The organism is Nonomuraea sp. NPDC049758, from assembly GCF_040674635.1.
In the GTDB taxonomy this organism is placed as follows: domain Bacteria; phylum Actinomycetota; class Actinomycetes; order Streptosporangiales; family Streptosporangiaceae; genus Nonomuraea.
The window spans coordinates 193737-214047 of record NZ_JBFAMZ010000006.1 but is presented as its reverse complement, the minus strand read 5'-3'; the positions used below and the strand labels follow the sequence as shown (position 1 = coordinate 214047).

At 71.3% G+C, this 20311-nt stretch carries 18 protein-coding genes; 12 read left to right on the top strand and 6 right to left on the bottom strand.

The window, feature by feature from the left end; genetic code table 11:
* The first annotated feature begins 42 nt into the window (after positions 1-42).
* Genes AB0J46_RS17920 through AB0J46_RS17890 form a run of 7 tightly spaced genes read left to right on the top strand, consistent with a single transcriptional unit; the run spans position 43 to position 9313 of the window.
* The gene (locus AB0J46_RS17920; RefSeq protein WP_352318565.1) at positions 43-738 is read left to right on the top strand and encodes a FadR/GntR family transcriptional regulator; all 696 of its coding nucleotides are present in this window, start codon (positions 43-45) and stop codon (positions 736-738) included.
* Positions 739-772: 34 nt separating this feature from the next.
* Positions 773-2023, top strand: a complete 1251-nt coding sequence (locus AB0J46_RS17915; RefSeq protein ID WP_364332711.1) for an extracellular solute-binding protein — start codon at positions 773-775, stop codon at positions 2021-2023.
* On the top strand, positions 2023-2868 hold the full coding sequence (locus AB0J46_RS17910; protein WP_357975433.1) for a sugar ABC transporter permease: 846 nt from the start codon (positions 2023-2025) through the stop codon (positions 2866-2868). The genes AB0J46_RS17915 and AB0J46_RS17910 overlap by 1 nt, the downstream gene beginning before the upstream one ends.
* Entirely contained in the window at positions 2865-3674 is an 810-nt protein-coding gene (locus AB0J46_RS17905; RefSeq protein ID WP_364332708.1) for a carbohydrate ABC transporter permease, read from the top strand. Before AB0J46_RS17910 ends, AB0J46_RS17905 begins: the two co-directional genes overlap by 4 nt.
* Positions 3675-6638, top strand: a complete 2964-nt coding sequence (locus AB0J46_RS17900; RefSeq protein ID WP_364332705.1) for a hypothetical protein — start codon at positions 3675-3677, stop codon at positions 6636-6638. It begins immediately after the preceding gene.
* Entirely contained in the window at positions 6635-7867 is a 1233-nt protein-coding gene (locus AB0J46_RS17895) for an enolase C-terminal domain-like protein (protein WP_364332702.1), read from the top strand. The genes AB0J46_RS17900 and AB0J46_RS17895 overlap by 4 nt, the downstream gene beginning before the upstream one ends.
* Positions 7868-7876: 9 nt before the next feature.
* Positions 7877-9313, top strand: coding sequence for a peptidase S10 (locus AB0J46_RS17890; protein WP_358291529.1), 1437 nt, complete (start codon positions 7877-7879; stop codon positions 9311-9313).
* On the opposite strand, the gene AB0J46_RS17885 is transcribed toward AB0J46_RS17890, so the two are convergent.
* From AB0J46_RS17885 to AB0J46_RS17865, 5 genes are all read right to left on the bottom strand, one after another.
* Complete coding sequence (locus tag AB0J46_RS17885; protein ID WP_364332699.1) at positions 9272-10033, bottom strand: hypothetical protein; 762 nt, start codon at positions 10031-10033, stop codon at positions 9272-9274. The two genes, AB0J46_RS17890 and AB0J46_RS17885, sit on opposite strands and share 42 nt — an antisense overlap.
* A gap of 143 nt (positions 10034-10176) precedes the next feature.
* Positions 10177-10596, bottom strand: a complete 420-nt coding sequence (locus tag AB0J46_RS17880; protein WP_358291533.1) for a peptidase inhibitor family I36 protein — start codon at positions 10594-10596, stop codon at positions 10177-10179.
* 177 nt (positions 10597-10773) lie between these two features.
* Positions 10774-11544 carry an SDR family oxidoreductase gene (locus AB0J46_RS17875; protein WP_364332696.1) on the bottom strand — a complete coding sequence of 257 codons (771 nt, stop codon included), beginning with the start codon at positions 11542-11544 and terminating at the stop codon, positions 10774-10776.
* Positions 11541-12551 carry a DUF4432 family protein gene (locus tag AB0J46_RS17870; RefSeq protein WP_364332693.1) on the bottom strand — a complete coding sequence of 337 codons (1011 nt, stop codon included), beginning with the start codon at positions 12549-12551 and terminating at the stop codon, positions 11541-11543. The genes AB0J46_RS17875 and AB0J46_RS17870 overlap by 4 nt, the downstream gene beginning before the upstream one ends.
* Entirely contained in the window at positions 12548-13717 is a 1170-nt protein-coding gene (locus AB0J46_RS17865; protein WP_364332690.1) for a DUF4185 domain-containing protein, read from the bottom strand. The genes AB0J46_RS17870 and AB0J46_RS17865 overlap by 4 nt, the downstream gene beginning before the upstream one ends.
* A gap of 128 nt (positions 13718-13845) precedes the next feature.
* On the opposite strand from AB0J46_RS17865, the gene AB0J46_RS17860 reads away from it, so the two are divergent.
* From AB0J46_RS17860 to AB0J46_RS17840, 5 genes are all read left to right on the top strand, one after another.
* On the top strand, positions 13846-15456 hold the full coding sequence (locus AB0J46_RS17860; RefSeq protein ID WP_364332687.1) for an ATP-binding cassette domain-containing protein: 1611 nt from the start codon (positions 13846-13848) through the stop codon (positions 15454-15456).
* A gap of 64 nt (positions 15457-15520) precedes the next feature.
* Positions 15521-16321, top strand: coding sequence for a hypothetical protein (locus AB0J46_RS17855; RefSeq protein WP_364332684.1), 801 nt, complete (start codon positions 15521-15523; stop codon positions 16319-16321).
* Positions 16322-16423: 102 nt separating this feature from the next.
* Entirely contained in the window at positions 16424-17893 is a 1470-nt protein-coding gene (locus AB0J46_RS17850) for a hypothetical protein (RefSeq protein ID WP_364332681.1), read from the top strand.
* Between the two features lie 7 nt (positions 17894-17900).
* A complete protein-coding gene (locus tag AB0J46_RS17845) occupies positions 17901-18602 on the top strand; it encodes a hypothetical protein (protein WP_364332678.1) in 702 nt (233 codons plus the stop codon).
* A gap of 68 nt (positions 18603-18670) precedes the next feature.
* Positions 18671-19792, top strand: a complete 1122-nt coding sequence (locus AB0J46_RS17840) for a C40 family peptidase (RefSeq protein WP_364332675.1) — start codon at positions 18671-18673, stop codon at positions 19790-19792.
* A 3-nt stretch (positions 19793-19795) separates the two neighbouring features.
* Here AB0J46_RS17840 and AB0J46_RS17835 read toward each other — a convergent pair whose 3' ends face one another.
* Positions 19796-20287 (bottom strand): inorganic diphosphatase, encoded by a 492-nt coding sequence (locus AB0J46_RS17835; RefSeq protein WP_352318598.1) that lies wholly within the window; start codon positions 20285-20287, stop codon positions 19796-19798.
* Positions 20288-20311: the final 24 nt, after the last annotated feature.

Genomic DNA, 20311 nt, shown 5'->3' with positions numbered 1-20311 from the left:
CGGCGTAGACGTGCGTCGGATTAGGTGATTAGATCACTTGATATGTCCGAGGTTGCGCGGCCGACGCTTTCCGACGCTCTGACCGAGCGCATGCTGGAGCTCATCCGTAGTGGAGGGCACCGGCCGGGCGACAGGCTGCCCTCCACCAGGGAGCTCTCCCAGCGTTTCGCCGTCACCACCCCGACGCTGCGCGAAGCGCTGCGCAGGCTGGAGGCCACCGGAGCCATCGAGCTGCGGCACGGCTCGGGCATCTACGTCGGCGCCGACATCGAGCGGCTCGTGCTGCCCAACCCCAACATGCGCGAGATGCATGCCGCCCAGCTCCTCGAACTGCTCGGCGCGCGGATCGTGATCGAGCCGCCGCTGGCCGCCATGGCCGCCGAGCACGCCGAGGGCGCGGAGCTGGCCGCGCTCAAGCGGGTGCTCGACCAGGCCGGCCGGCACCTGCGCGGCGAGGACGCCGAGCTGCACGAGGCCAACATGTCCTTCCACCGGGCGACCGCGCGGATGGCGGGCAACAGCGTGCTGCACGAGGTCGTCGACTCGCTGCTCACCGTCCACGGGCCGGAGCAGCGGGAGATCCTGCAGATCTTCGACGACCGGCGCCGCGACTACGAGGAGCACCTGGCCATCCTGGAGGCCATCGAAGCGCGTGACGCCGCCGAGGCGCAGGCGCGCATGCGGGCCCATCTGGTCGACGTCCGGACCGTCGTCGAACAGAGGTTGCCACCCAGATAGAGCAAGTCCCCCCGAAAGAGCAAGGAGGCCGGCCATGTTCCGGTCACGTGTGGCCACGCTCGGCGTGGCGGCGCTGGTCCTGACCGCCTGCGGCGGCAACAGCGCCGAGGCGCCGAAGAAGAAGACCGAACTGACGCTCTACAACGACAAGGGCGCCTGGACGAAATACTTCGACGAGATGGGCGCGCTGTCCAAGCAGCAGATCGGCCTGGGCATGAAGCCGACGGGATACACCGACTCCGCGCAGTACCAGGCCTTCATCAAGGCGTCGTTCCGCACGGACGTGAAGCCCGACCTGTTCACCTGGCAGACCGGGGGGATGCTGGCGGAGATCGTCAAGCAGAAGCAGGTGGCCGACAGCACGGCCGTCTGGCAGGAGGCGATCAAGGCGGGCGACCTGTCGCAGGATCTCGCCCCGTACTACACCATCGGCGGCAAGCAGTACTGCGTGCCGATGAACGTCGCCTACTGGGGCATGTTCTACAACAAGAAGATCTTTGACAAGTACGGCCTGAAGCCCCCGCAGACGTGGGACGAGCTGGTCCAGGCCGCCGAGACCCTGAAGAAGAACGGCGTCAAGGCCTTCTACCACACCAGCGTGCTGTTCTCCTTCGTCTGGTTCGAGCAGCTCCTGGCCGGCTCCGACCCCGACCTGTACGACCGGCTGTCCACGGGCCAGGCCAAGTACACCGATCCGGGTGTGGTGCAGGTGATGGAGAAGTGGAAGTCGCTCATCGACGCCGGATATTTCATGAACCCGGGTGACAAGACCGACCCCGGCGACGTCATGAAGACCGGCAAGGCGGCGATGGTCTCCTTCGGCACCTGGTTCAGCACCAGCATGACGCAGCGCGACCTGAAGTCCGGCACCGACTACGGATTCTTCGTCATCCCCAACGTCAACCCCGCGCTGCCGAAGACCTCGATGATCTTCGAGAGCGGGCCGCTGTGCTCGCTCGCCAAGGGCGCCGACCCCGACTCCAGCATGAAGTACCTCAAGTGGTGGACCACCGCCGACGCCCAGAAGAAGTGGGCCACCACCAGGGGCGACGTGAGCGCCAACCCGAAGGTCGAGATCGCCGACGAAGCGCTCGGCGCGGTCACCAAGGACGCGGGCGGCGGCAAGTACCGCCTGGTCAACCGCTACTTCGAGGCCACGCCGCCGCCGGTGCTGACCGCCGCTCTCGACGGCTTCGGCAAGTTCGTCACCGAGCCCGGCACGTACAAGGACGTGCTGGACACCATCCAGAAGGCCGCCGACGAGTACTGGGCCACGCATCAGTGATGAGCGCCCGGACCCCGATGCTGGGCCGGTTCAGGCACGGTTACGTGGCGCCCGCGGCCGTGCTGGTCGCGGGGCTGCTCTACGCGCCGTTCCTGTGGACGGCCTACCTGAGCCTCACCCGCTACGACGGCCTGGAGCCTCCGGCGTGGGTCGGCGTGCACAACTTCGTCAAGCTGCTGGACGACCCCGCGCTGCTCACCTCGACCCGCAACACGCTCATCTGGGTGGCCGGCACGATGGTGCTGCCGGTCGGGCTCGGCCTGCTGGTCGCGGTGCTGTCCTACGACATCAAGGGCGGCGCCTGGTACCGGGTGCCGTTCATGTTGCCGTACGCGCTGAGCGGCGCGGGCCTGGCCATGGTGTGGAGCCCGGTGTTGTCCCACGACGGCATCGCCAACCGGCTCCTCGGCGTGGACACCGCGTTCCTGCAGGTCGCGCCGGACAACACGCTGGCCATGCTGCTGGTGTGGACCTGGCAGCAGCTCGGCGTGAACACGCTGCTGTTCGTCGTGGGCCTGCAGTCCATCCCCAAGGAGCCCATCGAGGCCGCCCGCCTGGACGGCGCCTCCGGCTGGCGGCTGTTCCGGCACGTGATCTGGCCGCTGATGCGCCCGCTGACCGCGGTCGTGGTCGGGCTGGCCCTGGTGGCGAGCCTGAAGACGTTCGACATCGTGTGGGTGCTGACGCAGGGCGGCCCGGGACGCAACTCCGAGACGCTGGCGGTGACCATGTACCGCGACACGTTCGTGGCCAGTGACTACGGCTACGGCTCGGCGGTCGCGGTGCTGCTCACCGTGGTCACCGGGCTGGCCTCCTACCTCTACCTGAGGAGGCAGGTGCGATGATCCGGCGGATCGTGCTCATCGTGCTCGGGCTGATCTGGCTCGGCCCGACCTACCTGCTCGTCGTCAACGCCTCCAGGCCGGCGGCCTCGTACGACCCGGGCAGCGCGTGGGCGCCGTCCGGTGACTTCGCGCTGCTGGACAACTTCGGCCGCGCCCTGGACAGCGCCGACCTGACCGGCAGCCTGGCCAGCACCGCACTCTACGCGGTCGTCTCGCCGCTGCTCGGCGTGGTGATCGGGGCGCTGGCCGGCTACACGATCGTGGTGCTGCGGCTGCGTCACGGGTTCTGGTGGTTCCTGCTGATCTTCGGCGGCACCGTGTTCCCGTCGCAGATGCTGCTCGTGCCGCTGTTCGTCGGCTACAGCGACGCCGGCCTGTACGACAGCAGGCTCGGCATGATCCTGATCTACACCGCGATCAACGTGCCGCTGGCCGCGTTCGTGCTGCGCAACTTCTACACGGGGGTCGCGTTCTCGATCTTCGAGGCGGCCCGCATGGACGGCGCGTCCACGTGGCGCATCTTCTGGCGCATCTACCTGCCGATCTCGCTCAGCGCGCTGACGGCGGTGTTCATCCTGGAGTTCACCTTCATCTGGAACGACCTCGTCTTCGGCCTGACGCTGACCCAGACCGAGAGCGTACGGCCGGTCATGACCGCCCTGGCCGGGCTGATGACCGACGTCTACGCCGGCACCCCGGTCCCCGTCGGCCTGGCGGCGGGCCTGGTGGTCTCGCTGCCGACGGTCGTGCTGTTCCTGGCAACCCAGCGCCTCTTCGCACGGGGCCTGTCCCTAGGGAGTGTTTAGATGACGAGCCGGTTGCTGCAGCGGAGCCTGGGTAGCCCCGACTACGACGGGATCAGGCAGGCGCTGCGCAACGACACCTCGACCCCGGTGATCAGCGCGCGCGGGCTGGAGGTGCGGGTCGCGGTGCTGCCGCTGTTCACGCACGACGGCCGCCAGGCGGTCAGGGTGTCGAGCACGCAACCCCTGACCCACGTGCTGGTGGGCGTCGACAGCGCCTCCGGCACGGACGTGACGCTGCTGGTGCCCGAGGTGGACGCGCCGCGCACGCTCACCCTGGAGTGCCGCGACGACGCCGGCGTGGTCGGCAGCGCGCAGGTCACGGTCACCCCGCAGCGCAAGTGGAGCGTGTTCGTCGTGCACCACTCGCACCTGGACATCGGCTACACCGACCCCCAGGGCACGGTGCTCCGTCACCACCTCGACTACCTCGACGCGGCCGTGCGGCTGGCCGAGGAGACCGCCTCCTGGCCGGACGACGCCAAGTTCCGCTGGACGGTCGAGTCGTCGATGCCCGCGCTCAAATGGCTCGACGCCCGGCCGGCCGGGCAGGTCGAGTCGTTCGCCGCGCTGGCCAGGGCGGGCGTGATCGAGGTGACCGCGCTGCCGTTCCAGCTGCACACCGAGGCGTGCTCGACCGAGGAGCTCTACCGCCAGCTCCGCTTCACCGCCCAGCTCCAGGACCGGTACGGCTTCGCCACCAGGTCCGCCATGCACACCGACGTGCCGGGCGCGGTCGTCGGCCTGGTGGACGCGCTCAACGCCTCAGGCGTGCGTTATCTGGCCGCCGCGCACAACTGGGCCGGGCGGTCGGTGCCGTACCTGCACGGCGGCGACAAGCTGACCAGGCCGTTCCGGTGGCGGGCGCCGAGCGGGAACGAGCTGCTCGTGTGGTTCACCGACACGCCGCACGGGATGGCGTACATGGAGGGCAACACGGTCGGGCTGACCGACTCCTACGAGCTGGCCGACGACCTGCTGCCGCGCTACCTGTCGGCGCTGGCCACGCGGGGCTACCCGTACGGGCCGGGGACGTTCGGGTGGCAGGGGCCGGACGCGCCGCGCGAGCCGTACGAGCTGGACGTGCTGCACCTGCGGGTGCAGGGCGCGCACGCCGACAACGCCGGGCCGTCGATCGTGCCGGCCTCCATCGCCCGCCGGTGGAACGAGACGTGGGCCTGGCCGCGCCTGCGCTCGGCGGTCAACAGCGACTTCTTCGAGCACGTCGAGGAGCACTACCACGACCGCCTGGCCGTGCACGAGGGCGACTGGACCGACTGGTGGGCCGACGGGCTCGGCTCGGGCGCCCGCCCGCTCGGCTACGTGCGCCGCGCCCAGTCGGCCCTGCGCGTCGCCGAGACCCTGCACACGATCGCGGGCGCGGACGCCACGGACCAGATCGACGAAGCCTACGACAAGGTCGCCCTGTTCAACGAGCACACCTGGGGCGCGGCCAACCCGTGGGAGGACGCCGAGGAGGCGGGCGACTCCGGCGGCCTGCAGTGGACCCGCAAGTCGTCGGGCGCCTACCAGGCCCAGGACGACGCCTCCGACCTGCTGCACGCCGCCACCCGCCGCTTCGCCGCCGCCCTCTCCTCCCCGGACCCGGAAGGCGCGGAGGGCACGGAAGGCGCGGTCCTGGCGGCCTTCGCCGTGTTCAACCCCGGCACCAGGGCGCGCACCGACGTGGTGCGCGCGTTCCTGCCGCGCGACGTGGTGGCCGTGGACGTGCCGATCGCGCTGGTCGACGCCCGGACCGGCGAGACCGTGCCGCACCACGAGGAGTACGTCGACCCCGACGACTGGCCGACCCGCCCGATCGGCCGGCACGTGCACGCGGTCGTGCCGGACGTCCCCGGCTTCGGCTACGCGCGGCTGGACGTCGTCCGCGGGCCGGGCCAGGCCCCCGAGCCGGTCGAGCCGGACCTGGACGGCGTGATCGAGAACGAGTTCTACCGGGTCGCCTACGACGTGCGCGAGGGCCACATCAGCTCGATCTTCGACAAGTCCGCCGGCCGCGAGCTGGTCAACGGCGAGGCGGCCGCCGGCTTCGGCCAGTACGTATACGACCGCTACGCCACCGCCCCGCACTTCAACCACCTGTCGGGTCACGTCGGGGCGCACGACAGGACGCTCCTCGGCGACCGGGCCGTCGCCCGGCACGCCACGATCGTCAAGGCCCAGCGCACGGCGGTCGGCGAAAGGCTGGTCATCGAGCTCCAGGGCAAGGGCGTCGACTGGCTGCGCACCACGATCGAGCTGCACCGGGGCGTCCCCAGGCTCGACCTGACCTACCAGCTCGCCAAGCAGGGAACCCCGGCCAAGGAGGCGGTGTTCCTGGCCTTCCCGTTCGCGACCGGCCCGGCCACCGCCTGGGAGCTGACCGGCGGCGTCGGCGGCCCCGGCGTGCCACGCGTGCCCGGTTCGGCCGAGTACATGTTGCCGATCAGGCACTGGATCGCCTTCGAGGACCCCGAGCTGACCGTCGCCTGGGCCACCCTGGAAGCGCCGCTGGTGCAGCTCGGCACCATCCACATGCCGTACGCGCCGTTCCCGCCCACGCTCGACAAGGAGGACGGCACGGTCTACTCCTGGGCGCTCAACAACATCTGGGACACCAATTTCCCGGCCCAGCAGCAGGGCGAGACCACCTTCCGGTACGCCGTCACCTCGGCGGCCGGTGTCAAGGGCAGCAGGCTGGGCGCGGCGGCGGCCTCGGGGCTGACCGAGCCGTTCGTCGGCGCGCTGATCACCGGCGGTCCCGGGGCCACCGAGACCTACGCCTCGGTGGACCACCCCGACGTGCTGATCACCTCGATCGGCCGGGTGGACGGCGAGCAGGTGGTCCGGCTGCAGTCGCTGGCCGCCGAGCCGGTGACGGCGACGGTCACGGTCCCTGGACGGGATCCGGTCGAGGTCCGGCTGCCCGCCTGCGGGGTCGCCGTCGTCGGAGGGAAGCGCGCGTGAAGATCGTTGACATCCGGGCCACGACGGTCGCCGTCCCGCTGGAGGCGCCGCTGCGGCACAGCAACGGCGCCCACTGGGGCCGGTTCGTGCGCACGATCGTCGAGGTCGAGGCCGACAACGGGCTGGTCGGCCTGGGGGAGATGGGCGGCGGTGGGGAGAGCGCGGAGTCGGCCTTCCGTGCGCTCGTCCCGTACCTGAAGGGGCACAACCCGTTCGAGCTGGAGGCGCTGCGCTTCAAGATCGCCAATCCGACCGCCTCGCTCTACAACAACCGCACCCAGCTCCTGGCCGCCGTCGAGTTCGCCTGCCTCGACCTCGTCGGGCAGCACCTCGGCGTGCCCGTCCACGACCTGCTGGGCGGGCGGCTGCGGGACACGGTCCCGTTCGCCTCCTACCTGTTCTTCCGGTACGCCGCCGAAGGCCATCCGGAGATCCGCACCCCCGCCCAGCTCGTCGAGCACGCCGCCCTGCTCAAGCAGGCGCACGGGTTCACCGTGCACAAGCTCAAGGGCGGCGTCTTCCCGCCGGACTACGAGCTGGAGTGCTACCGGGCCCTGGCCGAGGCGTTCCCGGACGACCGGCTCAGGTACGACCCCAACGCCGTCCTGTCGGTGGCCGAGGGGCTGCGGTTCGGCCGGGCCATCGAGGGGCTGAACAACGACTACCTGGAGGACCCCGTCTGGGGGATGGAGGGGCTCAGGGCCGTCCGGGAGCAGGTCAGGGTGCCCCTCGCCACCAACACGGTGGTCGTCAACTTCGAGCAGCTCGCCTCCAACGTGCTGCGCAGGTCCGCCGACGTGGTGCTGCTGGACACGACGTTCTGGGGCGGGGTCCGGCCGTGCGTGAAGGCGGCGGGGGTGTGCGACACGTTCCAGGTCGGGGTGGCCGTGCACTCCTCGGGCGAGCTCGGCATCCAGCTCGCGACCATGCTGCACCTCGGCGCGGTGCTGCCGAACCTGACCTACGCCGCCGACGCCCACTACCACCAGCTGCGCGACGACGTGATCGAGGGCGGCAGGCTGCCGTACGCGGACGGCGCCATCGCCGTGCCCTCCGGGCCGGGGCTCGGGGTGCGTCTCGACCCCGATCGCGTGGCCCGCTACGCCGAGTTCTACCGGGAGACCGGCGGCTATCCCTACGACCGCGACCCGGGGCGTCCAGGCTGGTACGCCACCGTCCCGAACGAGCGCTTCGCCGACCCCGCGATCTCGGTGGACGTTGCCCCATAATTGGCCGCTATGTCCGACGAAGTACAGACAAAGAAGCCCGCCGACAACCTCGTCACCACCCGGCACACCCTGCCGACCGGTCAGGGGTACACCGCCACCACCGGAACCATGGTGGTGCGCGAGGAGGTGTTCACGGACGGCACGTTCGACGGCCACCGCCCGAAGGCCGAGGTGTTCCTCACCTCCTACACCCTCGACGACGCCGACCCGCTGACCAGGCCGGTCACGTTCGCCTTCAACGGCGGGCCGGGGTCGTCGAGCGTGTGGCTGCACCTCGGCATCCTCGGCCCGCGCCGGGTCGTGATGGGGGACGCGGGCGCGCTCCTGCCGCCGCCGTACGCGCTGGCCGACAACGACGAGACGCTGCTCAAGGTGAGCGACCTGGTCGTCATCGACCCGATGTCCACCGGCTACTCGCGGGCGGCCGAGGGCGAGAAGGCCGAGCCGTACCACGGGTTCAGCGGCGACGTGGAGTCGGTCGGCGAGGTGATCCGGCTCTGGACGACCAGGAACGCGCGGTGGATGTCGCCGAAGTTCCTGGCCGGCGAGTCGTACGGCACGGTCAGGGCGGCCGGGCTGGCCGACCACCTCCAGTCGCGCCACGGCATGTACCTCAACGGCGTGATGCTGATCTCCTCGGTGCTCGACTACGCGACCGTCGAGTTCAACGAGGGCAACGACGTGGCCTACGCCCTCTATCTCCCGACCTATGCCGCCATCGCGCACTATCACGGGCTGCACGGCGACCGCCCGCTGGCCGACGTGCTGCGCGAGGCCGAGGAGTACGCCTCCCGCGACTACCCGTGGGCCCTGGCCCGCGGCAACCGCCTCACCGCCGGCGAGCGCGCCGCCGCGGTCTCCAGGGTCGCCGCCCTGTCCGGCCTGTCGGAGGACTACGTCGACCGCGTGGACCTGCGCATCGAGCACATCCGCTTCTTCACCGAGCTGCTGCGCGAGCGCCGGCTGACCGTCGGCAGGCTCGACGGCCGCTTCACCGGCTGGGACCCCGACGGCGGTCGCGAGCACTTCGTCTCCGACCCGAGCATGAACGCCATCACCGGCCCCTACAGCGCCGCGCTCAACCACTACCTGCGGACCGAGCTGGAGTACGCCAACGACCTGCCCTACGAGATCCTCAGCTCGCGGGTGCACCCGTGGTCGTACAAGGAGTTCGAGGGCGTGCACGTCAGCGTGACCGACCGGCTCGGCGCCGCCATGCGCACCAACCCGCACCTGCGCGTGCACGTGGCCTGCGGCTACCACGACGGCGCCACGCCGTACTACGCGGCCGAGCACGCCTTCGCCCACCTGCCCGTGCCCGCCGAGCTGGCCGCCAACGTCGAGTTCAAGTACTACGAGGCCGGCCACATGATGTACGCGCACGAGCCCAGCAGGCTGCGCCAGTCAGCCGACCTGGCGGCCTTCGTGCTCGGACAGCAGGCGTGAGGCGCGCTCCAGCCGCTGCCGCAGGCTGGCCGCGAGCGCGTCGAAGCGTTCCCGGTTGTCCCGGATGACCGCGCGCTGAAGCTCGGCGTCGGCCGAGAACCAGGCGGCGACCAGGCCTGAGGCCCACTTGCAGGTCGTGTCGGCGACGGCCGTCAGCTTCTCCTCCTCGCTCACGTCCGGCTTCTCCAGGTTCCAGCGGGAGTCGGCGATGGCCGACTCCGGGTCGGGGTAGGGGTGTCCCGCCTGGGTCATGCACGACTGCCAGCGCCTGGTCGCCGCGGCCACGCCGCCGTGCTTGGCGGCCTGTTCCAGGGTGAGCGAGTCCTGCAGGCCCAGCCAGGGCCAGTCCGCCTGGCGGGTGCCGCCCTCCAGCTCGGCGGAGGCGCGGTCGAGGCAGCCGCGGTCGGCGGCGGTGCCGTACAGGCGGTGGCGGGTGTGCTTGGGCAGCTTGTTGACCCAGGAGCCGGTGGTGTCCGGGGACGGAGGCCTGGCCAGGTGGTAGCCGTACCGCTGGGCGGCCGAGGTGTCCACGACGCCGTAGCGGCGGGAGTTGCCCGGGTCGATCGCCGCCAGCTCGGCGGCGTCCTCCGCGGGTGGGGTGACGGTGAGGCCGCGGCGGCTCATGCACCGCGCGACCAGGTGGTTGTGGGCATTGCCCAGGACGGCCCGCTGCTCGGGAGTCGGCTTGTAGGCGTCGAACGGCAACACGAGCTGCGACACCGAGGTCACGCCCGCCGGGGGCCGCTCTGGTACGGGCTCGCCGGCGGCGCAGGCCGCGACGGACAGCAGCAGCGTGCCCGCGAGGAGGCCGCGACAGCCGGTTTCCGGCGGCCAAGCCCGGAAACCGGCACTCCCGTTATTTCTCAGCGGCACCAGATGTCGATCGAGCTGGTGCGGTTGTTGCCGATGGCGTTGTTCGACAGGTAACCGTCGTTGGAGTTGTGGGTGAAGGTGCTGTGCGCACCGGTGTAGTCGGCGTGCTGCCAGAGGGTGGCGCTGCAGCCGACCCGGTTCCTGACGGAGCTGGTCTCGTTGTCCATGCTGTGCCAGGTGTTGCTGAAGTCCCAGTTCAGCCAGTTGTTGTCGGCCAGGTCGGAGTCGTCGGCCGTGAAGTCGCGCCAGTGGTCGCTCTGGCCCCGGTTGTAGTCGAATCCGGCGTACAGGCAGACGCGGCCGCCGTAGCACGTCGAGCGTGGGCTGGCCTCAGCCGCGGCAGCCGGGACGACCACGGTGAACAGCGCGGCCGCGGCGATGAAGCCGGCGGCCTTCTTGGTGAGCCTCACAGGTCTCTCCTAGATCGGTGAGTCGTTTCGGAACCCGTACCAAGCGTGCTGTGAGGGGGCTCGGGACCCACCCTCGAATACACGCAGAGACCTTGGTTACCAGGCTCACCACCTGGCACTTCGCCGCATTGACGCAACGATTGCCAGGTTCGGGAGGCGACTGGGGACTTACTCGACCTAGTCGGGGAGCGCCGCAGGGTTCCGGGCCAGCAGGCCGCCGTCCACGCGGTGCTCGGCGCCGGTGATGAACGACGAACGCGGCCCCGCCAGGAACGCCACCAGCTCGGCCACCTCTTCCGCGCGGCCCACGCGGCCCAGCGGATGGGCCTTCCCCCACTGCTCGACCTGCTCCTCCTGCGACAGGTCGCCCCGCCACAGGTCGGCCGCCCAGCGCAGCATGGGGGTGTCCACCGAGCCGGGGCAGACCACGTTGACCCGGATGCCGTCGGCCGCGTGGTCGAGCGCCATGGCCCTGGTCAGGCCGTTCAGGGCGGCCTTGCTCGCGGTGTAGGCGGCCACCTGCGCCTGCGACGAGAACGCCTGCACCGAGGACATGACCACGATCGAGCCGCCGCCGCGTTCCCTGAGCCTCGGCACGGCGGCCTTGCAGGTGAGGAAGACGCCCTTGAGGTTGACGTCCATGACCTCGTCCCACACCTCCTCCGGGGTGTCCTCGACCGTGCCGTACCGCTGGACGCCGGCGCAGGTGACGACGACGTCGAGGCCGCCGTACCTGGTCACGGCCAGGTCCACGAGGTCGCGCAGGTCGCCGGCCCGGCGCACGTCGGCGACGACGCCGGTGACGTGCTCGCTGTCGAGCGCCGCGTCCTCGTCCACGCCGCAGAACACCACGTTCGCGCCGCCGTCGGCCAGCCGGTCGACCACCGCCCGGCCGATGCCCATCGATCCGCCGGTGACCAGCGCCACCTTGCCGGAAAACTCACTCACGCCAGCACCTCCGCGCGCCATCTCGACACCTTGGTCTCCTGCGGTCCGAGCGACAGGGCGCTGCCGTTGGCCACGGCGGCGGCCAGGCCGTCGGTCGGCATGCCGGCGAACGGTTCGAGCCCCAGCGTGCAGGCCCGCCCCCACCAGGGGTAGCCGGTGGACGCGCCGAGCTCCTGCCACATCCACAGGTAGGGGAGGAGCGCCGCATCCCACTCCACCCGGATACCGATATCCCCTGAAATTTCGTACCAACCCTCCGGGAAACCCGTGAGGTAGACGATGTCGCTCGGCCCGCCCCGCTCGGGCACCACGCTCAGGTCCGTCTCCCCGCCCCCGTCGGCGGGCACCACCGGCCACCGCCACGGCCCGCCGGCCCGCACCCGGCGCCCGGCCGGGCCGATCGGCGTCGCGTGCGGGATCACCCGCACGCCTTCGGGCAGCCGGATCCGCGCGCCCGCCCGCAGGAATGGCGCCCCGAAGACGATGTGCTGGCCCCACATCGCGTGCAGCGCGAGGTCCGCCTCGTTGGTCGCCCGCCCCTCGACCTCCAGCGCGGCCGTGCCCGCCCGGAGCCGGAACACCTTCTCCACCCGGTACGGCAGCCGCCGGGTCCGCACGGCGAGCCGCACCGCGACCTCCTCCGCGCAGTCGGCCACCACCTCGCACGACCACGGCAGCCCGGCGACCTCGCCGTGCTGGGCCAGGCGCGCGCCCCGGTACTCGCTCGGCGCGCCGCCGTTGGGGAAGACCTCCTGCCAGCCGCCCTCGTAGTGGTCGACGAACTGGGCGACGTCGTCGGCCGCGCCGTGACGGTGGTCGCGCGGGTCGCGCAGGCCCTGCGGGGAGAGCCAGACGAAGTCGGTGTCGGTGGGCTTGTGCAGGAACTCCACCACGTCGCCGCCCTTGTCCGGCAGGACGGTCACGCGCAGCCGTTCGTTCTCCAGTGTGACCGCCCGCAGCCCGTCGAGGGTGAGGTGCCGCAGGCGCGCCGCCCAGTTGCGCCTCACCCGAACGTCACGTCCAGGAACCTGGGCCGGTAGATCGACACGTCCCGGTAGTGGTCGGTGTTGACGAAGCTGTTGACGTTGTAGGAGACCACCAGGCCGTTCCCGGCGACGTCGGGGTGGGCGTGGGCGTTGTAGGTGAAGACGTTCCCGCTGGTCTCGGGGGTGGTGTAGACGTGCTGCTTGCCGGTGAAGGGGCCAGTGGGCGAGCAGGAGGAGTAGGCCACGATGTTGGGGCTGAGCACCTCGGTGGTGTCATGCGTGATCAGGACATATCCGGATCCGACCCGGGTGACGCTGTACTCGTTCGCCACCCCGCCCATGATCCGGGCCGAGTCGGTCTCGTCCGGTGACCACGAGCCGTCGGCCGTGCGGAACTCCCATGCGCCGAGCAGGCTCTGGCCCCTGACCCGGGCGAGGTGCATGTACTTGGCCGAGCCGAGGTCCTCGACGCCGTACACGTAGGTGTAGCCGCCGTCCTTCAGCAGGCCGGAGGCCCAGGAGACGCCGTGGCCCGAGGGCAGGTCGTGCACGCTGACCGGCTGGTCGAGCCGGCCGGGCGCGAACCTGGCCACCACGTTGCGGTGCCAGCGCCAGTCCCACGCGCCGGGGCCGAACCGCTCGTACTCCTGGTAGGTGACCTCGACCAGGCCGCCCGCCAGCGTGGCGTCCCCGGCCCAGAACCAGTGCTTGTCGTCGCGCGGAGGCATCACGGCTTCGGGCTTCGCGGCCGTGCCGTCGTGGACGGTGGACAGCCGCCCGTCCCGCTCGACGGCGAAGGAGTTGTTCAGGAAGACGGTGCTGCCGCCCTCCTCGACGACGGGCGGCCGGGAGCCGTCGGCGTTGATCTGGCCGAGGAAGGTGTCGGAGAACACCCACAGCTCACGGCCGTTCGGCAGCCGGAGCGAGTAGGTGCCGTCGGCTCCCGTCCAGTCGTCCAGGCGGCTGTTGTCGTTGCCGTACGAGGTGAACAGGCTGGTCAGCCGGGCGTCCACGGACGCGCCGCGCACGGTGGGCGCGCACGCCGAGACCGGCCCGGACGGTTCCCGCGTCACGCCGGCCGACGGCGGCACCGGCTTGGGCGGCGCGGCCCACGCCTGCTGCGGGACGGCGACCAGGCCGAGCAGGGCGACGGCGAGGGGGAGGAGGGAGGAGCGGAATCGCGTCATCACCGGTTCCTAGGGGCTGGGGGAGTCCCGTACAGTTCTAGTCATTAGATCACTTGCTGTCCAGGGCCCCCTGATCACCGGCCGAAAACCGGGTGCCGGTGGTCGCGGGCGGCCGGTAGCCTGCCCGGATGGGCCACGTTGAAGTAGGACATCTGACGTACGTGCTGCCCGACGGCAGGCCCCTGCTCAACGACGTCTCCTTCCGGATCGGCGACGGTGTCAAGGCGGCGCTCGTCGGGCCCAACGGCGCGGGCAAGACCACCCTCATGCGCCTGGTCGCGGGCGACCTGGAGCCCGTCGAGGGCAACGTGACGAGCTCCGGCGGGCTGGGCGTGATGCGCCAGTTCATCGGCAACGTGCGCGACGGGAGCAACGTCCGCGACCTGCTGCTCGGCGTCGCCCCGCCGGCCGTGCGGCAGGCGGCCGAGCGGCTCGACGCGGCCGAGCTGGTGATGATGGAGCGCGACGACGAGAAGGCGCAGATGCGCTACGCGCAGGCCATCAGCGACTACACCGACGCCGGCGGCTACGAGATCGAGGTGCTCTGGGACACCTGCACGGTCTCGGCCCTCGGCGTCCCGTTCGACCGGGTGAAGTACCGCGACGTGGCCACGCTGTCCGGCGGCGAGCAGAAGCGGCTCGTCCTGGAGGCGCTGCTGCGCGGCCCCGACCAGACCCTGCTGCTCGACGAGCCCGACAACTACCTCGACGTGCCCGGCAAGGAGTGGCTGGAGCAGCAGCTGCGCGAGACGCCCAAGACCGTGCTGCTGGTCAGCCACGACCGCCAGCTCCTCGCCAACGCCGCCGACCGCATCGTCACGGTCGAGTCGGGCAACATCTGGATCCACGGCGGCGGCTTCGCCGGTTACGCCGAGGCCCGCAAGGCCCGCAACGAGCGGCTCGACGAGCTGCGCAGGCGCTGGGACGAAGAGCACGCCAAGCTCAAGGCCCTGGTCAACATGCTGAAGAACAAGGCCAGGTACAACGACGGCATGGCCGCCCCCTACCACGCGGCCCAGACCCGGCTGCGCAGGTTCGTCGAGGCGGGCCCGCCCGAGCAGGCCCCCGCCGACCAGAACATCAAGATGCGCCTGCGCGGCGGCCGCACCGGCAAGCGCGCGGTCATCTGCGAGGGCCTGGAGCTGACCGGCCTGATGCGCCCGTTCGACCTGGAGATCTGGTACAGCGAGCGGGTCGCCGTCCTCGGCTCCAACGGCTCGGGCAAGTCCCACTTCCTGCGCCTGGTGGCCGGCGAGCCCGTCGCGCACACCGGCGTGGCCAGGCTCGGCGCCCGGGTCGTCCCGGGGCACTTCGCCCAGACCCACTCCCGGCCCGACCTGCTCGGCCGCACCCCGGTCGAGATCGTGATGAACGAGCACGCCAAGCTCAAGAACGAGGCCATGAAGACGCTGGCCCGCTACGAGCTGGCCGGGCTGATCGCCGAGCAGCGGTTCGACACGCTCTCCGGAGGCCAGCAGGCGCGGCTGCAGATCCTGCTGCTGGAGCTGTCGGGCGCCACGCTGCTCCTGCTCGACGAGCCGACCGACAACCTCGACCTGGCCAGCGCCGAGGCGCTGCAGGTGGGCCTCGACGCGTTCGACGGCACGGTCATGGCGGTCACCCACGACCGCTGGTTCGCCGCCGACTTCGACCGTTTCCTGGTCTTCGGCTCCGACGGCACGGTCTACGAGTCGTCCGAGCCGGTGTGGGACGAGACGAGGGTCGTCCGGAGGCGTTAAAGAGTTGGTACGCCCGGCGCGTGTCATCTGCCAGCCGTGCCCATGCACGGGTTATCACGGCAAAGTGATCCCGCGTAGCCGAACCGTCAGCCTCCTCGCACTCGGGGCGATCTGCCTCGCCGGTTGTTCAAGTGAGGACCAGCCCGCCCAATCGCTCAAGCCGCTCGTTCTCAAGGAGCAGGTCTCGAACATCGCCAAGTCCACCGACGGTTACGCCGTCAACTGGGCGGGCGTGCTCACCAACGCCAACCCGTGGCACTTCGGCGAGCACGTGGTGGCCACCATCGTGGGCCGCGACGCCGCCGGCACCGAGGTGGTGCGCATGGACCAGCCGCTCGACGCCGTGCCGCCGGGCGGCTCCCTGGCCTTCACCGGCCAGGCGTCCGCCGCCGAGAAGCCGGTGAAGGTGACCATCCAGTACCGTCCGGCGCAGTGGCGGTCCGCCGCGCGCATCCCGTCGTCGTTCCAGTCCTTCCCGATCACGCGCGTCCAGACAATGCGCCAAAAAGACGGCTCTTACCTTATTACCGGCTATGTCGGGAATCCGTATCAATTGCCGGCGAGCAGCCTGGTGGTGAACGCGCTGCTGCGCGACGCGGCCGGCAAATTGCTCGGCGGCGGCAGCACGTTCGTGGACGACGTGAAGGCCGGCAGCCCGCCCAGGTTCATCCTCACCGTGGCCGGACTGCCCAAGGACAGCAAGGTCGTCAAGACCGACGTCACCGCCCGGACCTGGGGCTCGACCGGCCGTCCCTACGAGGACCTGGCGATGGGCGGCGCGCTCCCGGTGCACACGGTCAAGCCCACCTCTGAGCCGTTCGCGGTGGACCGGGGAAGCGAGGCCATGGGGCAGGTAAAGCAATAATCGGTATTAGTCCGAACAAATTGCTGGGGAAATTGGCGGGGTCGCGGTAGAAGCGGCGGAACCGGTAGAACTACTAGTTACCGATCCATTACCTTCGGTCACATGAATGACCGCGTCCTGGTGGAGGCACTCCGCACCCGCGACCCGGGAGCCCTCGCCGAGCTCTACGACACGCACGCGGAGAACGTCTACCGCTACTGCTGGTCCCTCCTCCTCGACACCGACAGCGCCCAGGTGGCCCTGCGCGACACGCTGATCGCCGCCGAGGCGCACGCGGGCGCGCTGTCCCAGCCGGACAGGTTCCGGGTCTGGCTGCTCGCCCTGGCCCGGCAGGAGTGCCTGCGCCGCCGGATGGCCGCGCCGCCCGGCGCCGACGAGGTCCTGGCCGAGGCTCCGCCGCTGGACGACCCCGCCGACGCCGACCTGCGGCTCATGGCCTGGAACGCGGTCGTGAGCCTGCCCGTCGCCGACCGCGAGGTGCTGGAGCTGGCGACCAGGCACGCCCTGGACACCGCCGAGCTGTCCCAGGTGCTCGCGATCCCGCCGCGCCAGGTCGAGCAGGCCAGGGAGCAGGCGCGCGATCGTCTCACCGACGCCGTCACCGCCGAGATCCTGGCGCGCAAGGGCCCCTACGACTGCCCGCGCCGGGCCCGGATCCTGGCCGGCTTCACCGGCGACCTCACCAGGGAGATGCGCGAGCACCTGGTCGGGCACGTCGCCCGCTGCGAGGTCTGCGCCCCCCACCGCGCCCGCCAGGCCTCGGCCGCCAAGGTCTTCGGCCTGCTGCCCGCCGCCGCGCTCCCCGAGGCCCTGCGCATCAGGGTCATGAGCTGCTTCGCCGACCCCGAGCTGCTGCCCTACCGCCGCTACGTCGCCCGGCGCACGGCCGCCCTGGACGCCGCCGGATTTCCCGTTCCCACGCAGACGGCGGCTCGAAGGTGGCCTCAGGCGGTGGCGGGCGCGCTGGCGGCGGTCGCGACCGTGGTGGCGATAGCTGTGATCTTCAACCAGTTCGGCAAGGACAACGGCGGTCTCGCCGGGGTGGCGACGGCCGCTTTCCCCGCCACCGGCGAGCCGCCCGGCATCAGACTGCCCTGGCAACCCGACCCGCAGGACGCCCAGTTGACCGTAGCGCCCATCCTCGACAGCGCCGCGCCCGAGCCGTTCGGCATGCTCGGCTCGACGACGCCGGTGCCGCCGGCCGTGCTCGTGCCCACGTACGCGAGCTCGCCGCCCGCCGAAACCGCGCCCGGCGAGCCGCGGCCGACGCCCGACGGCCCGCCGCAGACCGACCCCCCGGGCGAGGACCCCGGCGAGCCGACGTACGGCCAGCCCGGTTTGCCCGGCCGTACCGGCCACCCGGGTCATCCGCCGCACGGCGAGCCGGGTCATCCGCCGCACGGCGAACCCGGCACGCGTCCGCCCACCCGGACCCCGCCGGTGCCGACCCCCACCCCCGCACCGACGCCCACGGAGACGCCCGCGCCCACCACCACGCCCTCGGAGACGGCGACGCCCGCCCCCACGCACACCCCCACCGAGGCGCCCGTCACCCCCGTCGAGAGCGGCTGAGCACCCCGTGGAGCTTCTGGAGACGCACCAGGACCGGCTCGCCGGGCGGGTCGTGGAGGCGTTCGAGGTGCGTCAGGATCCGCATCTGGGGCGCCGGGTCTGCCCGTCGCCCGTCCCGGGGCGGGTGGCCGAGCTGGTGCCGAGGGGGCACCGCGTCGACTGGCCGACCTGGCTCGACCGCGGCCCCCGCATGCTGCGCCACGTGCTCGACCTGTGCCGCCTGCGCACCGCGCGCGGGCTGGCGGTGCTGTCCTGGCTGGCCGGCGGCCCGCAGCCGGAGGAGCTCGACTGGTTGTGGGACGCCCGCCGCCTGACCGGCCCCCGCCAGGACCGCATGTACGGCGCCGCCGCCGACGTCCCCGAGCCCGTGCTCGGGCTGGTGACGGCCAACTGGACCTGGGTGCTCGACACCTGCCACGGCGGCCGGGTCACCGCTCCCTACCTGGCCGGCACCGCCTACCCGGGCGACGGCCACGCCGCCGCCGACGCCGCGATGACCCTCTTCCAGACCTACGACCGCCATCCGGAGGCCAGACCGGCCATCGCGGCGGCATGGGCCGCGGCCCGCGTGACCGCCGACTGGTGCAAGGCCGCCGAGCTGCACGCCGCGTACGGCGTCCAGACCCCCGTCTTCACCTACCCGCGGGCCGCCCGGCCGGTGGTCACCGGAATCCGTCCGTGGATAGAACGGCTCTTCCGCCTGCGGTGATGACGTTACGCGCATGAAAGCGCTGGGAACTGTGTGCATAGAGTAACCATCTGTTTCCGGGGGGACCTATGCGCGCATTTCGGGCTGGGCTCCTGGCGTGCGTCCTGCTGGCCTCCCTGTGCCCGCTCGCTCCGGGCTCGCCGGTGCTGGCCGACCCCATGCCGTCGGCCAAGGACGTGAAGAAGGCGCGCGAGGCCGCCCGCGAGCGCTCGAAGGAGCTGGGGGTGGCCAGCGCCGGGCTGGCCGTGGCCCAGTCCAGGCTCGACGACCTGGCCGCGGCCGTGGAACGGCAGGTGGAGGCGTACAACGGCGAGCTGGTCCGGCTCCGGCAGGCCGAGCAGTCGTACGCGCAGGCCCAGGCGCGTCAGGCGGCGGCCGACGCCGAGGCCGAGCGCGCCCGGCAGGCCGTCGCGCTGCTCGCCGCGCAGAGCTACGGCGGGATGACGGCGCTTGACCCGATCGTCGGCATGCTCATCGACGAGGGCGGCGTCGACGGCTTCTTGCACCGGGCGAGCGTGCTCGGCCACCTCGGCGACGAGCGGGCCCAGATCCTGCGCAGAATGCGCGACGCCCAGGAGGTCGCCGCCATCCTGCGGACGCAGGCGCAGAACGCCTACGACGCCCGGCAGGCCGCCTCGGAGCGCGCCCGGCGGGCGAAGCTGGCCGCGGAGGCGGCCGTCGCCCGGCAGCGCCGCGAGACGCGCACTCTCCGGGTGGAGCGGCGGCAGCTCCAGCACCGGGTGAACGCCGCCCGCAGCCACGCCGAGCTGCTGGCCAGACGGCGGGCCCTGGCACTGTCGGCGGCCGGCCTGGCGGCGGGCTCGGCGGGCGGCAACCTGGCTGCCAACTGGGCGCTGACCCAGCTCGGCAAGCCGTACGTGTGGGCCGCCGCGGGCCCCGACACCTACGACTGCTCCGGCCTGGTCATGCGCGCCTGGGAGCAGGTGGGCGTGCGCCTGGACCACTGGACCGGAACCCAGTGGACGTCCGGCCCGCACGTGCCGCTGGACCAGCTCCGCCGCGGCGACCTGCTGTTCTTCGGCCGCATCACCGACGACCCCGGCACGATCCACCACGTGGGCATCTACGTCGGCCAGGGCCAGATGGTGCACGCGCCCCAGACCGGCGACGTGGTACGGGTCGCCCCGATCTGGAGAGGGGACCTGGTGGGCGCCACCAGGCCCCGGTGAGGATCAGTGGTGACCCGCGTCCTTGGCCCGGTGGAACGAGCGCTCGATCTCGGCCTCGGCCTCGATGCGCCCGACCCAGTTGGCGCCCTCGACGGACTTGCCGGGCTCAAGGTCCTTGTAGACCTCGAAGAAGTGCTGGATCTCCAGCCGGTCGAACTCCGACACGTGGTGGATGTCCTGGATGTGGTGCATCCGGGGGTCGGTCGAGGGCACGCACAGGACCTTGTCGTCGCCGCCCTTCTCGTCGGTCATCCGGAACATGCCGACCGCGCGGCAGGTGATGTAGCACCCCGGGAACGTCGGCTCCTGGAGCAGCACCAGCGCGTCGAGCGGGTCACCGTCCTCGCCGAGGGTGTTCTCGATGAAGCCGTAGTCGGCGGGGTACTGCGTGGAGGTGAACAGGAGCCGGTCAAGCCTGATCTTTCCGGTCTCGTGGTCCACTTCGTACTTGTTCCGTTGCCCCTTGGGAATCTCAACGACAACGTCGAACTCCACCGCGGTTCCTCCGCTCAAGGCCCC

Bases quoted from the DNA above. Each gene is read 5' to 3' on its own strand.
- AB0J46_RS17920 (WP_352318565.1), top strand. From the start codon at position 43: ATGTCCGAGGTTGCGCGGCCGACGCTTTCCGACGCTCTGACCGAGCGC.
- AB0J46_RS17915 (WP_364332711.1), top strand. From the start codon at position 773: ATGTTCCGGTCACGTGTGGCCACGCTCGGCGTGGCGGCGCTGGTCCTG.
- AB0J46_RS17910 (WP_357975433.1), top strand. From the start codon at position 2,023: ATGAGCGCCCGGACCCCGATGCTGGGCCGGTTCAGGCACGGTTACGTG.
- AB0J46_RS17905 (WP_364332708.1), top strand. From the start codon at position 2,865: ATGATCCGGCGGATCGTGCTCATCGTGCTCGGGCTGATCTGGCTCGGC.
- AB0J46_RS17900 (WP_364332705.1), top strand. From the start codon at position 3,675: ATGACGAGCCGGTTGCTGCAGCGGAGCCTGGGTAGCCCCGACTACGAC.
- AB0J46_RS17890 (WP_358291529.1), top strand. From the start codon at position 7,877: ATGTCCGACGAAGTACAGACAAAGAAGCCCGCCGACAACCTCGTCACC.
- AB0J46_RS17865 (WP_364332690.1), bottom strand. From the start codon at position 13,717: ATGACGCGATTCCGCTCCTCCCTCCTCCCCCTCGCCGTCGCCCTGCTC.
- AB0J46_RS17860 (WP_364332687.1), top strand. From the start codon at position 13,846: ATGGGCCACGTTGAAGTAGGACATCTGACGTACGTGCTGCCCGACGGC.
- AB0J46_RS17850 (WP_364332681.1), top strand. From the start codon at position 16,424: ATGAATGACCGCGTCCTGGTGGAGGCACTCCGCACCCGCGACCCGGGA.
- AB0J46_RS17840 (WP_364332675.1), top strand. From the start codon at position 18,671: ATGCGCGCATTTCGGGCTGGGCTCCTGGCGTGCGTCCTGCTGGCCTCC.